Annotated in this window: 14 protein-coding genes; 3 read left to right on the top strand and 11 right to left on the bottom strand. The window is 51.1% G+C overall.

All coding sequences use genetic code 11. The annotated features are described in order from the left end of the window. Position 1 precedes the first annotated feature (1 nt). The 4 genes from ACVC5H_RS21195 to ACVC5H_RS21180 form a co-directional block, all read right to left on the bottom strand. Complete coding sequence (locus tag ACVC5H_RS21195; protein WP_489619706.1) at positions 2-886, bottom strand: TniQ family protein; 885 nt, start codon at positions 884-886, stop codon at positions 2-4. Positions 887-888: 2 nt separating this feature from the next. Further along, positions 889-1,782, bottom strand: a complete 894-nt coding sequence (locus ACVC5H_RS21190) for a TniQ family protein (protein ID WP_489622741.1) — start codon at positions 1,780-1,782, stop codon at positions 889-891. Positions 1,783-1,855: 73 nt separating this feature from the next. Continuing rightward, a complete protein-coding gene (locus ACVC5H_RS21185) occupies positions 1,856-2,707 on the bottom strand; it encodes a TniB family NTP-binding protein (protein ID WP_489619705.1) in 852 nt (283 codons plus the stop codon). An 11-nt stretch (positions 2,708-2,718) separates the two neighbouring features. Further along, a complete protein-coding gene (locus ACVC5H_RS21180) occupies positions 2,719-3,114 on the bottom strand; it encodes a hypothetical protein (protein ID WP_489619704.1) in 396 nt (131 codons plus the stop codon). Between the two features lie 70 nt (positions 3,115-3,184). Here ACVC5H_RS21180 and ACVC5H_RS21175 point away from each other — a divergent pair, with 70 nt between their 5' ends. Next, a complete protein-coding gene (locus ACVC5H_RS21175) occupies positions 3,185-4,411 on the top strand; it encodes an IS256 family transposase (RefSeq protein ID WP_209585377.1) in 1,227 nt (408 codons plus the stop codon). Here the strand turns inward: ACVC5H_RS21175 and ACVC5H_RS21170 are convergent. Further along, positions 4,408-4,992, bottom strand: coding sequence for a TnsA endonuclease N-terminal domain-containing protein (locus ACVC5H_RS21170; protein WP_489619703.1), 585 nt, complete (start codon positions 4,990-4,992; stop codon positions 4,408-4,410). The two genes, ACVC5H_RS21175 and ACVC5H_RS21170, sit on opposite strands and share 4 nt — an antisense overlap. Before the next feature lie 652 nt (positions 4,993-5,644). Here ACVC5H_RS21170 and ACVC5H_RS21165 point away from each other — a divergent pair. After that, on the top strand, positions 5,645-6,709 hold the full coding sequence (locus ACVC5H_RS21165; protein WP_489619702.1) for a hypothetical protein: 1,065 nt from the start codon (positions 5,645-5,647) through the stop codon (positions 6,707-6,709). A 76-nt stretch (positions 6,710-6,785) separates the two neighbouring features. After that, on the top strand, positions 6,786-7,010 hold the full coding sequence (locus tag ACVC5H_RS21160; RefSeq protein ID WP_489619701.1) for a type II toxin-antitoxin system MqsA family antitoxin: 225 nt from the start codon (positions 6,786-6,788) through the stop codon (positions 7,008-7,010). A gap of 126 nt (positions 7,011-7,136) precedes the next feature. On the opposite strand, the gene ACVC5H_RS21155 is transcribed toward ACVC5H_RS21160, so the two are convergent. From ACVC5H_RS21155 to ACVC5H_RS21130, 6 genes are read right to left on the bottom strand one after another with little or no spacing between them, the layout of a single operon-like run. Continuing rightward, positions 7,137-7,670: a hypothetical protein gene (locus ACVC5H_RS21155; protein WP_489619700.1), complete on the bottom strand. Its 534-nt coding sequence runs from the start codon at positions 7,668-7,670 to the stop codon at positions 7,137-7,139. Further along, positions 7,660-8,133, bottom strand: a complete 474-nt coding sequence (locus ACVC5H_RS21150) for a very short patch repair endonuclease (protein WP_489619699.1) — start codon at positions 8,131-8,133, stop codon at positions 7,660-7,662. Before ACVC5H_RS21150 ends, ACVC5H_RS21155 begins: the two co-directional genes overlap by 11 nt. Further along, on the bottom strand, positions 8,133-9,791 hold the full coding sequence (locus ACVC5H_RS21145; RefSeq protein WP_489619698.1) for a DUF2357 domain-containing protein: 1,659 nt from the start codon (positions 9,789-9,791) through the stop codon (positions 8,133-8,135). Before ACVC5H_RS21145 ends, ACVC5H_RS21150 begins: the two co-directional genes overlap by 1 nt. A gap of 3 nt (positions 9,792-9,794) precedes the next feature. Next, a complete protein-coding gene (locus tag ACVC5H_RS21140; RefSeq protein ID WP_489619697.1) occupies positions 9,795-11,471 on the bottom strand; it encodes an McrB family protein in 1,677 nt (558 codons plus the stop codon). Next, a complete protein-coding gene (locus ACVC5H_RS21135; RefSeq protein WP_489619696.1) occupies positions 11,437-12,942 on the bottom strand; it encodes a DNA cytosine methyltransferase in 1,506 nt (501 codons plus the stop codon). The genes ACVC5H_RS21140 and ACVC5H_RS21135 overlap by 35 nt, the downstream gene beginning before the upstream one ends. Further along, positions 12,939-13,103 (bottom strand): hypothetical protein, encoded by a 165-nt coding sequence (locus ACVC5H_RS21130; RefSeq protein WP_489619695.1) that lies wholly within the window; start codon positions 13,101-13,103, stop codon positions 12,939-12,941. Before ACVC5H_RS21130 ends, ACVC5H_RS21135 begins: the two co-directional genes overlap by 4 nt. Positions 13,104-13,244: the final 141 nt, after the last annotated feature.

Genomic DNA, 13,244 nt, shown 5'->3' with positions numbered 1-13,244 from the left:
GTCACGTAAGTCTGAACTTTTGATTCAGCCGACCAGTTTTTTGCAGCCAGCGAAGAAGTTCTAGTCGAGGGAGCGAGGTTCGCGGTGTCTTATTGGAGGTAAGCCATCCTGATTCTTTGACTGAACGCTCACAAATAGCGATCACCACCTCTATCTCGTCGGGCGCCAAATGTCCAAATAAGCTCAAAACACGTTCTCCGCCAAGTTGTTGCACTTTCTGCAAATAGCACGGTAAGTCATTCAGGCACCGGCGTGCTCCATCTCGCTCGGTTTGGAAGTAGCCGTGCAATATCGATGAAATAATTGCATTTTGGTAATCAATTGTCTTCTTTATGCTAGTTCCCAAAGGGCGCGGAGGATTTTGTCCCGTCTTGCGCATATCAAATCGGCAGTAGAAGCAGGTTGCTAGATTAGCGAGGGGCGCAGTACTGGCGTTTCCACCTAGTATGGAGCGGTGCGTCACCAGCGGCATTTCACATGACGGGCATTGGTCCGCAAGTGGAGTTCCGTGCAATCTGCAATATCGAACATGATGAAATTTCCAGTCTAGCCTGAGATATGGGATCTGATCTTTATGCCAGCAATACGTGCAAAATCGATACTTCCCTTTTGCATGTAATAAGGATTGCAGTCCAGGCTGAATGACGAAGCGACAACAACTGTGTCGGATAAGCTGAAGCGTCTCTTTGGATATATCGCATCTTTTTCCAAAAATATCGAGCTGCTCTGGTGACATAGATAAGTCCATGTCACGGCTCGGCGTTGTCTGAAATATTTTACGAAAACCGGCGAAACTTAAATCATGACGTTGCGCTATGCGTTGTATGAATGAGAGCAACGTTTCATCTGCAAGTGGTGGGGAAATCCCAGGTAATTTGAGATACATTGTTAGAAAAGATGTAGTTGCCTTTGTGTTCGTGGAGTTGCGGAATATTTCCCATTAGATTGGCGCACAAGCTCGCGTGATAGCCAATCAGCAAAGCTGGAATCTGGGGTCGAATCTGCTTCCGACACGAATCCCCTGATGCCGCTGAGGTGGACTGAATCCAGCACTGGGTTGACTTCTCCGCGTGTCGCTGCCGAACAGAAATCTCTTAATCGGCTATATCCCCTTTCAATACAAGATAATGCGTCTTCAGTACGAAGGGCCTTCTGGCTTCGTCCGGGCCCAATATGGCTATTTGCATTTTCCTTAAACCCAAATATCCAAACTAGCTTCGAGACGGCATCAATGCTGAGATTCGACAGTGCAAGATCGAACGAGTCAGAAAGGTTTAGAGCGATACTATTAGGCCGAATCTTGTGTTGGAAGATCGCAGCCAACTGAATTCCAGGAGAACCAAGATTTCTGTGCCCTGCCTGAATTTTGTGCCATGGAAGGCCGCAGTTGCACTGATGCAGAAGCGGTCGCATCCACTGAATGTGGCGCCCGCAGTTAGGGCATTGATCTATAAGCGCGCAAAGATGTACGGGGCACACGCACACGAACTGCAAATCCCAAGCGAGGCGGCAATATCCGATTTCTGTTAGGCAGAGAATACAAATTTGCGGCCGCAGAGGACGAATAAGATATGACCTGGTGATCTTGATTGTGTCTAGGATGTTGATTGCAGAACCGTCGATAAATCTTCGCCTCCACATGGCCCGCTGGATATCTACGATTGGCACGCCGAAGATGGTGGAGATGGCCGAGCAATCTTCAAATTTGAATCTGTTTAACTTATCTCGATTGAGCCGTTGGTACAGCCAGTGGATGCCTTGTACTTCATTTGCATTTGCCATTCTGAGAACGAAGCCCATTATTGACTCGTCATGCTTCAATCCTCCTTGTACGGGCATAGGTAGGAGCTTTTCGCTAACCAAAGATGTTCTCCGTCTGATGGATAGTGCCAAATACGCTTGAATATCCTGCTCTCAGACTTTCCGCATCCAGAATTGTTTTCCCTGATTGAATTCCAGCAGAGGTGCTGGCGATAAGGAGCTGTTTTAATGTTCTCGGAACACCGTTGGTTGCTTTATGGATCTTCTTAGAAAATGTGGTCACAGGCGACAGATCAAAAGCACTGACTTCCTTAGCTATTTTGGTCAGCAGTCCAATCCAACTTTTGTCATAGGGGAATTCGGATAGAGAGAAAGTGGCGGGCGACCTTGATGCGAGTTGATCATTACTTGCTCCGAGAGGCGTAAATTCTCTGGTGCCCATCATTACAATTACTACCCCAGATGCGTCCCTTAGTTCCTTCAGCCAGTCCGTAATAGAGGCTGCAGAAAGTGTTCGTCTTCCACGAGAAATATGCTGAGACTCATCGATGAAGATTGCGGTAACTCGTCGTTCTTTTAGAGTTGCTGCTAACAGCGCGCTTTGCTCGGAGATTGTGGATGCACGGATAATCGTTTGATAGCCGAGTTGCTTCATTAACTGCGAAATAAGTTGACCAATATTTGTATTTGCTCCAGCTGCGACACTCAAGCACATCGCGCCTTTTTGAATGGACTCTTGGCTTGCAATATTCTGCTGAACAAGTTTGATAAGGGAGGTTTTTCCACAGCCCGAAGGCGCAATAACGACTCCACCATAAGCTGTATCGGAAAGGCTGTTGAGATAAATGAGATTCATGATCCCTTTGTATACCTGTTCAAATTTCTCGTGCATTACGATGGTTGAATTGATTTGTCTAGCTGCATCTAGGATTTTTTCGTTATTCATTGAATATCCTTTTAATCAAGAGAGAAGCTAGAGAAAGATGGAATATCTTTTTCTGGGATGGCGTATGCATTTGCATCTACTAACTGTTCGTGCGAGCGTAGGCCGTGACTTCCATTCGTTGGTTCTGAGAGAAGTGTCTGAGATGATGTGAGCGAGCCGAATTTTTGCGCGGCAGCGATATTTTTCTTCCCCTGATTTCCTCGCAAGAAATCGTTATACATATCGATCATTTCAATCTTCCCTTGCTCAAGAGTTGCGATCGCATTATTCCTATTCAGTTGAGATTTCTTCAAAAGTCGAATGGCTCGGTGCTGGATAATGGACAGACCTTGCGTATATCCAGGGTCGCAGCTAGGAACTACGATCCAGTTTTTACTAATCGGATCTTGGATATAGACGTGGCCCAAATCTGGGCCTGTACATAATTTTGTGTAAACGGACTATTGGCAGGAAACTGTCGCCTTGTCCGGAGCCACAATGAGTAAAAAGAAACACGACGTACCCGAAGAATTACTGGCTGGATTGCTAGCCAATTACAAGAATCCCGAAGATTTAATAGGTGAAGAAGGCCTGTTGAAGCATCTCACCAAGCTGGTGGTGGAACGAGCCCTGGAAGCCGAGCTGAGCGAGCACCTGGGCCATGAGAAGCACGGGAGCGTAGCCAATGAGTCGGGCAACACCCGAAACGGCAAGAGTCGCAAGACGCTAAAGGGCGAATTCGGCGAGTTGCCAATTGAAGTTCCTCGAGACCGTCATGGCAGCTTCGAACCGAAGCTGGTAACCAAGCATCAGACGCGCTGGGCCGGCTTCGACGACAAGATTATTTCGCTGTATGCCCGTGGCATGACAGTAAGAGAGATTCAGGCGCACCTGGAAGAGATGTATGGAACCGAGGTGTCACCCAGCCTGATTTCATCGGTCACTGACGCCGTTGTCGATGAAGTCAAAGCCTGGCAAGCTAGGCCATTGAATCCAATTTATCCCATCGTTTATCTCGACTGTATCCATGTCAAAGTGCGTGAAGGAACGGTGCGAGTAAAAGCCGTCTACCTAGCCATCGGCATCACCATGGACGGTGAGAAGGAGGTGTTGGGACTGTGGCTAGCGCAAACGGAAGGCGCCAAGTTCTGGCTGCAGGTTGTCACTGAGCTGCGTAATCGCGGCGTGCAAGATATCTTCATCGCTTGCGTTGACGGCTTGAAGGGCTTCCCGGATGCCATCGAAGCTGTGTTCCCGAAGACCACGGTGCAGCTGTGTATCGTCCACATGGTCCGGCACAGCTTGAATTACGTCTCATGGAAACGACGTCCGGAGGTGGCGGCTGACCTACGATTGATTTACCAGTCGGCAACCGCCGAAGAAGCCGAACTCCGACTCGGTGAATTCGAAGAGAAATGGGATGCAGAGTATCTGCCTATCGGCCAATCCTGGCGGCGCAACTGGCCCCGTCTGATTCCGTTCTTCGACTTCCCACCAGAGATTCGAAAGGTCATCTATACGACCAATGCCATCGAGTCGGTCAACATGAGTTTGCGCAAGCTGACTAAGAACCGGGGCTCGTTCCCCAGCGATGAGGCGCTGATTAAACTCTTCTTCCTGGCCCTGCGCAACATCAGTAAAAAGTGGACGCTGCCCATCCGAGATTGGAAAGCTGCACTGACTCGGTTTACTATCCAGTTCGGTGAACGTATCTCTATGAATTAAACGAAATCCCGTTTACACAAAAAATCGGACACGCCCCCACTTGGGGCTGACATGATGGTGTCGAGACATTGTTGCTTGGCTTCTAGGCTGGCTGAGCCGCGGGCAAAGCGCAGTAGAAAGCTGGCATTTTCTACTTTGATACCATCATCTATTTCCCAGTCTGTTATAACCAAAAACGGAATGTCGTTATTAGCGAGAAGGCGCTGGGCTTCTATTAGCTTTGCTCGGTGCTTTTTTAGGAATTTTCTAGGCTTGATTTCGATCACGACTTTGGTGCCATCCTTCAAAAGGACTAGAAAGTCTGGGACGTATGTACGTGGAGCTCCGTCTTCTATGTATTCGATTCGGAATGGTTGATGGACCACTCGCTTTACCATAGGCAAAACTAGCGTCTGCAGGAGAAAACGGCGCTCCAGTTGCGATTCATATTCAATGCCGCGATCCTGTATCCATGAGCACGCCAAAATGCCAACTGTTCGCTGCGGAGAACGGTGTGTGACCTGCCGCACTGGCCGAATTGCACTCCCTTCGGCAAGATCCTTGAGGAGCTGTTCATTCATCTTTTTCAAAATGACTCCCATGCGCCTTGGAAAACTTCCGAGGCGAATTCCATTTTTTGTGGAGTGAGTGGGTATAGGCGTGCGAACGCAATAGCAGCGTAAGGAGCTATTGACATGCGACGAATGGAAGGGGATACTTTAGAAAGGTTGTCCAGACCTAGAAGCATCCTAAAAGCCCGCAAGCGCTAACTTGCGGGCTTTTTCCATTTCTACACCCTCGGTTTTGAAACTCGGTCGGGGCCGTTATTCCATCGGAAAGTTTCCTTTTCGTTTGTTTGCGATAAGTGGATCAAATATTTAGGTTCGTTCAGACGGCGTTGGAACGTTGTTCGGCTAGCCAAATAGCCACATCCCTAACGAGTGCAAATTTGCCTCGCCGATTCGCGATTGCGAATACGGGAACGGGTATGGTCTTGCGTGCCACTGCTTGTCGAAATGCGTCTTGAGATCCATAGCCGAGTACAAGCCTCAGGTTTTCTCCGGAGACTAAAGGGCCATAGCGCTGGATGAGATCATCCTCCAGTTTCTGAATCAATTCACTGTCTTGCCTAGCGTGCATCTACGCTCCGTCACTGCTTGTCACGGCTGTACTGTAAACAAAATATATAGTGAAAGCCAGACGGTAAGATTTGCCAAAAGTTTTACCCTGTTTCTAGCATCGAGGAATCTGTAAGTGACTGATATACATCGAGTAAATCGGATCTATGAGGAATTTCTCAACTCCATGCGAAATCCAATTAAAGCGCCGAAAGGTCCGCGGAAGGATATCGTCGATGCGATTCGTACCGTTTATTGGTGCCGCGGGGTTTTGGAGAGGTTGGGTCTTAACAGTGTTTATAAGTTGGAGCAGTGTCTTGATGGAAGCTCTTTTAAGCGTTCTAATGGGACAACGAGCCCGTCACACAAGTGGCAAAAATACTCCAGGGGTAGCAATACACCTAGAAGTCGAGAAGTCGATTTGGCAGAGACACGTGCGCCTGGAACAGCGCAGCAGCTGCGCCACCTTTTGTGGGATGTTCTTAAGACGGAGAGTCCAGATACCGTAGACATTCATCATTGGCTTGCACGGCTTCAACCTTCCTCGCAGGGGATTTTGTTCGTGGGGGCACCTACGGCATTAAGTGGCCCTGGCTCGAGAGTTGAAGTGAATTCTCGACTCATACGCCGACTTCATCGACGTGCGAATATTGATGCTCTGGCCGCATTGGTTATCTTATCGAAAGAGGCCTTGATGCTAGGCCGTCGCGACCTCGTACGGATTCTTGTCGGAGCGACCTATCAAATGTTACTTATTCTCGGGATGGAGTTTTTAGCCCGAGGGATTGCTATTGAACTCTTCGATGTTTTTCATAGTCGCATTTTTTTGCCAGCTCTCGCGGATCAATTTCAGTTTGATGTAGATGCCGAGAGATTTGTGAAGGCTAGCTATATACTCAATCGCGCCACGTTTCAGACAAGAAAGACTAGTGGACAGAGTCTTGCCTGGGAAGAAAGAGTTAGGTATATGTGCGATATTTTGGAGGGAAAATTTGGTGAAGATCTGAGGTGTATATTGCGTCCAAATTTTAGGCCGCTAGACCCATCTAACAAGAATTTTGAGAAAGAAATGCGAATATTTCGTTTGTTGGAAGAGTTTTCCAATTGGGGGTGGCATTGTATCGATAATGGCATTTTTGGGAAAATGCGCCCATCTGGACTGGGTCTTTCGGACGGAGTAATAGTTGACCAGCGCGAATAATGGGCAATGGATGAGGAGGCTGGGCCATTGCAATTACCGCTTCGTTTAAGTTTTATCGACTTGAAGGCTATTTACCATGAAATGCCCAACATGTTTCGAAGACGAATTGCTACTTGATACGCGGAGTGTTTCATATAGCTACAAGGGGCAGAATACGATATTTCATTCTGTTGAAGCGGATTTTTGCCCGAAATGCGGAGAGTACCTAACAGGGCCTGCTGAGACGCAGCGTCTATTGGATCTGATGAAAAAATTTAAGGAAGAGGTGAACTTAGCGGTCGCTTCTGCTAACGGGGTGTAATGTTCCAGCGGTCACGTACTCGTGTTCCACCAACATTGGAGCGGGTGCTTATGGATAACGTTTACACCGCACTAGGGCAATTGCCTTGGCTGCATAAAGTGAGCAGGTTTCACTGGGTCATTACATTCAGGTAGAGCTGGGAGGTAGGATGCTGCGTGGAGTGTTTGGATAGAGCTGACGACCATAGTCCAGTGCTCGTTTAGAGCGTGCTATGTACCATGCATTCATCCTGATGTCCCAACTCCGGACGGCACAGAATTGCTCCCAGTTCAGCTCTACGATTCTGCTTAACGTCAAATCTTCATTGAGCAAGACGACAAGAATGAACTCGAAAAGCCTCTGCTCTTTATCTAGAAGGTCTGGATAAATGGTTCCCGTCTTTTTCGCTCTTTGAAGCGTCTTGATGGAATAGCGCTTCCCTTCGCGGGAAATAGCGTCAATGTTTTTGGTACCCCGAGGGGCAGGGGCCAGGATGGGTAGATCAGGGCATTCTTTGAATAGAGAAATTGCCAACTTTTCCCCGATCTCGCCTACAGTGAAATTGAGACCCCGCTTTCGGGCTTCGGTATCAATGGCGGCGCGTAGCTCCAGTAGTTGAATGTCATCAAGATGATTAAGATTGACGGGTAAAGCCTTCGAACCTTTGTATTTATTCTTCATTCGTATAATCCATTCCCCGGATAGTCACCTGCCTGCGTTCCGTGGAAAGCAGGAAGAGCCGGCACTGCTGTATAACTTCATCTACACCTATTTTTCCGGCACCTTTGAGGCTACACTCCCATACGGTGGCAATCCGCCACCCTTGCTCCAGAAGGACTTCTCCGACTCTTTGATCGCGGGCCCGATTCGATGCGATCTTGGCGCTCCAGAAGTCCTGACGAGTTTTGGGAGTCTTGAAGAGCGGGCAATTGTGTCCATGCCAGAAGCAACCATGCACAAAGATTACGGCGCGATAGCGAAGAAACACGAGATCCGGGCGACCGGGTAATTTTCGATCTTGAAGCCGATAGCGGAAGCCGGAGGCATGTAGTCCGCGCCGGATAAGCATTTCCGGCTTGGTATCTCGTCCACGGATCCTGCTCATATTGAGCTGGCGCTGTTCCGGTGTGAGCACATCGACCATCACGGTTTCCCCGTCGAATCTGTGACGATCGCTTTGAGCAAGTTGCGTAGCTCTTTACTGTTCATCCCTGGACGTAGCGTGACGGCACCGAAGCGAAACTTCTCCCGGTAGCGAGGGTGAAAGAGTCGTCCTGGAACCGGTGTTTTCTTAAAGTCCGAGTCAAGGGCGGGAACGTGCGGAGTCAACAGATAGGCGGCCGTGACAATGCCTTCAATTTCATTGTCGCCAACTTCCTGTACCAGAGCATCACGATACGTATGGATAGAGTTCAGGGCATCGTTCAGCCCCTCATTGATGCGATACTTTGCATCCAGCACGATGACCTGCTTTTCCGATCCGCCGAGGCCGGTCCCGGCGAGTACCATATCGGGCACCATGGTCCGGCTGAAACTGCCTTCTCCGCCAAGTTCAAGCCAGTACTCACGATACTGGCGCTGAAAACACAAGACCTTATCAGCCCCCACAGGCACGATGACGGAGCCGGCAGAAATCGTTACTCCTCCGGACGTATCAGTGGTGAACAAACTACTGAGATCCACACCGGCTGGTTCGTACTCTTCGATCGTAGCGCGCAACAGACGCAGAAAGCACCAAAGCTCATACAGTTCGTATGTCCTTGCCAGCGGCATCTGAAGGAAATCACCGAACAAGGCGGTAAGTCCCAGATTCATGTCCTGCCATAGTCGGAAGAAATGGCTATAGGCGGGGTCGTTCCGGAACAGGGATGACATTTGCAGCGTCGCCGGACCGCTGCTTACTTCTTTCATGAACCCTGAGCTGGCCGAATCGTTCAGTTGTCGTGCGATATGCCTTGCCCGAATTGCCCAACTGCCGGCAGTCGTGATGGTTTCTGGATCATCGGTTCTACCTGCCTTTTCCAATACATCGGCCACGCCGGACAGCCATGCTGCCCACGATCTGAGACACCCTTTGATTTGGCGGTGTTCAGGAATATCCACGCTGTTGTGACGCTGGCGTACCTTGATCTGCGCGGGCAGGCGTCCCCCTAATGCCGCCGGTAATCGTGAGGGGGTATTTGTTTCAGTCCGGATGAGGCCAGTTCTGAACGATTTGAGGATCTCCGGCCCTGTTGCGCGTGTGGCGCGGTGTGAGGGCAGCGTGACCTGTTCTGCCTGCAGAAAATGTCTGGGCGAACGGCTAATCGTGGAGATGGTTTTGGTGATCTCGTCTACACGTGAGCGCAGGAACTCCAGCCGCGCCAGGGGCGGCGGTCTGTTTCCGGGCTGGCGTGCAATGCCTTTGCGAAAAGCACTGAGCGAGAAAAGCGCGAAAGTGTCTTGCAGCACTTCACGCACCATTGTGTCGAAGTCCTCACGGGTAAGCTTACGCAGATCCGGATCCGTTGTGATCTCGAAGCGACGGACACCTGTGCCAGGGAGCTTGAGTGCCGCTTCTACTGAACCAGCATGGAAGCCGGGTGTCCAGCGCCAGCGTGCAACGCTTGATTGTCGTGAGCGCAGCGCTTCGACTGGAATGTCGTCAATCAGCAGATCCGCTGCGAGTGCATCAGCGCTATCCCGCAGTTCGAACAGGTAGGTTGAAGCCTCCCTAATTGCACCTGCGGGGATTGCATCCTGCGAAGGCCAGATCTGCCAAGCAGGCCCTGCACCTTCGCGCTGGATGTAAAGCGCACTCATGGTTCACCGCATCGCCTGGAACGACCCGAATTCATCCAGATCGTCCAGCAGCTTGCGGATGTAGGCTTGTGCGCGGGGAAGGCCTTCGCAGACTTTGTCTAGTGCAGAGAGGAGAGGACGCTGACGCTCAGATCCGCGCAACTTGGTCAGAATTTTTTGAATGAGCAATTGATCGGTAACACTCTCAACAGAATTGTGAAGATGTACCGCATCAAACGCGTGGTATCGGACAAACTCTTCGATCACGCGATAGCCAAAGCCCAGGCCGTGCTTGTCAAGCAGATCATGGATCTCGATCAGTTTCTGCTCGGATGCGTCCTTTGCTGCCCGTAGTTCTGGATGCAGGGCAACCAGTGACGCCAAAAAGCCAGGGACATCTACAGCGGACATATCAATTACTGATGCCCGGTCCAGCACTTTGTCGCTTACAGGATTGGTGGTTTCATCGACGTTGATCGTTCCGATAATGTACAGATTAGATGGTAGAGGAATCTCTGCCCGCACGGATGCACCGGTAGTTCCCTCCAGGGGGATACCGTTGGAGTGAAGCTGTAAAGTGCCCCCCGATTCGATGGCAGAAAGCACATCTGAGAGATAGTACTCCACACGTGCGAGGTTCATCTCATCGAGGATCACGAATACAGGGGACTCTTTGTGTGCGGTGGCAACCAGTACTGCTTCCAGGAAGGTGGGAACAACATACCTGTTTGTCAGTACATCGTAATATCCGGTCAGGCCTGTAGGATCAGTCCACTCCGGACGAACGGGGCATTCAAAGAGCAGTGGGTCCTGTTCGATATTGGATGTCAGTCCATGAACTGCACGGGCATACTTCAAAGCCAGTTGCGTCTTACCTGTCCCGGAGAGCCCGGAGAGAATCACGAAGTGCTTGTGATCCAAGAAATTCAGTGCAGCGTGAAAGCGCCTGACTTCTCCATTGGGATAGTGGCCTCCCATTGCCTCGATCGTCATCTCGATGTCTTTGACCGGAATGGTGGACGGCATACGCCGCATGGCTGGCCCAAGCGTCGCGCTATCCGTCCAGACCGGCAGTTCGTGGATCTTTTCTCTGCCGACCAGACTGCCTAGCCATCCGATGAACTCGCGAGCCAGTAGACTTCGCCGGGCGGAAGCGGTAGGAGGGTGCAGTGCAACGACGATCTCGTCGGGTTCAGTGGACGGGCCGAAAGGCGAGAGATCGAAAGCCAAGCTGTCCCAGAACTTGGCATTGCGCAGCCACAAGCGGCCGTCTCTAGCAAGATAAATCGGCACCAGATTATTTCTCGCGCTGTACTTGATGGAAGCTCCAGGAGCTTCTGCTTCGTCGCTGTCGCCAGAAGCTTCAAGTGAAAATTCGGCCTCTTCACTGGCGCTTTTTGCCGCTGTGCCAAGACGCTTCATCTCAGAAAGACGCGCGAGGAAGTTGGTTTTGTCCTTACGGACCAGGACGGCAAAGTAAACCTCGTCCTCCGGCGGAAACCTGAGAACGCAGCCGAAGATCAGCGCTTCGACATCATCCCTGACGTTCTCCAGATTTACGACGCCGAGTTGGATCCCACCTTCAACGATCTTAGCGCTATTTGAGACGCCAAAGAGTTCGCGAGGACGAACGGCTCTTGAGGTACGAAAGTGTTTTTGTGTCGCTTCAAGAAACTGCCGCTGCCGCTCGACGAGGCTCATTCTTTGCTTCCTTCTCAGTGATTGCCAGTCTGATGGTCTGCATCATGTGAGTAGCTAATGCCTTGGCCATCAGAGGGGGGACTGCATTGCCAATTTGCTTGAATGCAGGATTCATAGTGCCGCTGAAGCGGAAGCCATCCGGAAAGGACTGCAGGCGTGCTGCTTCGCGGACGGAGATAGTCCTTGCCTGCTTGCTGTCGTAATGGATATGGCTATAGCTGTCCTTGCCCAAGTGTGCCATGAGCGTGCGCGCGGGTTGGTCCTTCCACATTTTGCGCCACTTGTTCGGGAATTTACTGACGTCATACGGCGGGACGATTGCGTCCCATAGCGCCTTGTATTTTGCTGAACCTTCCGCAAGCTTTTCTCCAAGTGCCCGGGCGGCCGTCAGCCGTTCCTGGAACATTTCGACCGCGTGTGCGTACGCCTCGGGGTATTGATCGCCAGGGTTCATACGGGCAAAGAGTTCGTAGTCCCTGGGGAGGTAGCGTATGACATGATCAGCCAGCCCTTCTTTGGGCGCCTCGTGCCCTGGCCATGTCCGCATCAGCTCGGCGTAAGTGGAAGGCTTCTTGCGGTTGTAACTGACGTGTGTATCGAAACGACGCGCGCCGCGAGTGATCTTTCCGGTTGCGAGTAACTCACGGGCATTGATTGCCGGCAGGTCTGCCAAGGCATCTTCAGCTGTCACCGCGGGTGGCAGATCATGGGTCGCAGCCAGAGGGGCGATATAGGAGTGTGCCTGATCGACGAGATTGCGTAAGGTCTTGAGTGCGACAGAGCGGGACCCTTCGTATCCTGGCGGTAGTACCAGCCAGTGGGAAGGGGCAGGGAACGAGACTTTAGCGCCAAGCTCACGCTTGTACGCGATTAAGAACATGCGCTCTCGCATTTGGGGGACGCCATAAAACGCTGCGTTGAGGAGGGTGTAGCCGCAGACATATCCCTTGGCTTCGAGAACTTCGCAGGTTTCTTCTGCGATGTTCTGTCCACCGTGATTTAAAATATCTGGCACGTTTTCCATGAGAACGGCCAGAGGCTGAAACGCGTCTACATACTCCAGATATTTTTTGTAAAGCTGCGCGCGTGGATCATGGATAAAGGCTTCGGGATGTTCTTCGATCTCGCGCAGCTTGGACCGGCCTACACGGGCAAATGCTTGGCAGGGGGGGCCACCGACGACAATGTCAAAGGAATCGGCAACCTTACCAAGTCCGAGCTGGAGGCACAGATCCGTCGGAGAAGTTTTTGTAATGTCGATCGGTTTGCTATGGGCTTCCGCACTCTGATGAAAGTTCAGACCATGGGATCTGGCGGCATCGGGATCGAATTCGACGGCTCCCGACATCTCGAAGCCAGCGGCTTCGAAACCAAGCGAGATACCGCCGCAACCTGCAAACAGATCCAAAACGCGAGGCTTGGCTTTGGCCTGAAGGCGCGCCAGCTTACGGAGGATGACATCGTTATTCATAAATCGGATCCTTGTCGCCCAGACAGGCGCAGCGGCAGCTCCATCTGTCCTTGGTACTCGTCTAGAAAGCGTTGTACCGCCATCCGGATGACCCAGGCGGACGAAACGTGATTGGAGTCGGCCATCGCCTGCACCTGGAGGTGCACGTCTTCTGGCAGCATGACGGAGGTCCTGACGGTTTTCCGATCCGGAGCAATGGGGCTGCGGGCCATAGGCTGAGCATCAGTGGTAAAAGTGGTGCTATTATGCACCACAATGCATACCTTTGCACCGCGGCATGTACAGCGGGGCTGAGAGTGTTT

This window comes from Herbaspirillum sp. Her3 (genome assembly GCF_057961275.1).
This window is presented reverse-complemented; position numbering and strand designations above follow the sequence as displayed.

Coding starts and splice junctions, on each gene's coding strand:
- ACVC5H_RS21195 (WP_489619706.1), bottom strand. CDS start 886: ATGTATCTCAAATTACCTGGGATTTCCCCACCACTTGCAGATGAAACG.
- ACVC5H_RS21190 (WP_489622741.1), bottom strand. CDS start 1,782: ATGGCAAATGCAAATGAAGTACAAGGCATCCACTGGCTGTACCAACGG.
- ACVC5H_RS21185 (WP_489619705.1), bottom strand. CDS start 2,707: ATGAATAACGAAAAAATCCTAGATGCAGCTAGACAAATCAATTCAACC.
- ACVC5H_RS21175 (WP_209585377.1), top strand. CDS start 3,185: ATGAGTAAAAAGAAACACGACGTACCCGAAGAATTACTGGCTGGATTG.
- ACVC5H_RS21170 (WP_489619703.1), bottom strand. CDS start 4,992: ATGGGAGTCATTTTGAAAAAGATGAATGAACAGCTCCTCAAGGATCTT.
- ACVC5H_RS21160 (WP_489619701.1), top strand. CDS start 6,786: ATGAAATGCCCAACATGTTTCGAAGACGAATTGCTACTTGATACGCGG.
- ACVC5H_RS21155 (WP_489619700.1), bottom strand. CDS start 7,670: ATGAAGAATAAATACAAAGGTTCGAAGGCTTTACCCGTCAATCTTAAT.
- ACVC5H_RS21150 (WP_489619699.1), bottom strand. CDS start 8,133: ATGGTCGATGTGCTCACACCGGAACAGCGCCAGCTCAATATGAGCAGG.
- ACVC5H_RS21145 (WP_489619698.1), bottom strand. CDS start 9,791: ATGAGTGCGCTTTACATCCAGCGCGAAGGTGCAGGGCCTGCTTGGCAG.
- ACVC5H_RS21140 (WP_489619697.1), bottom strand. CDS start 11,471: ATGAGCCTCGTCGAGCGGCAGCGGCAGTTTCTTGAAGCGACACAAAAA.
- ACVC5H_RS21135 (WP_489619696.1), bottom strand. CDS start 12,942: ATGAATAACGATGTCATCCTCCGTAAGCTGGCGCGCCTTCAGGCCAAA.
- ACVC5H_RS21130 (WP_489619695.1), bottom strand. CDS start 13,103: ATGCTGCCAGAAGACGTGCACCTCCAGGTGCAGGCGATGGCCGACTCC.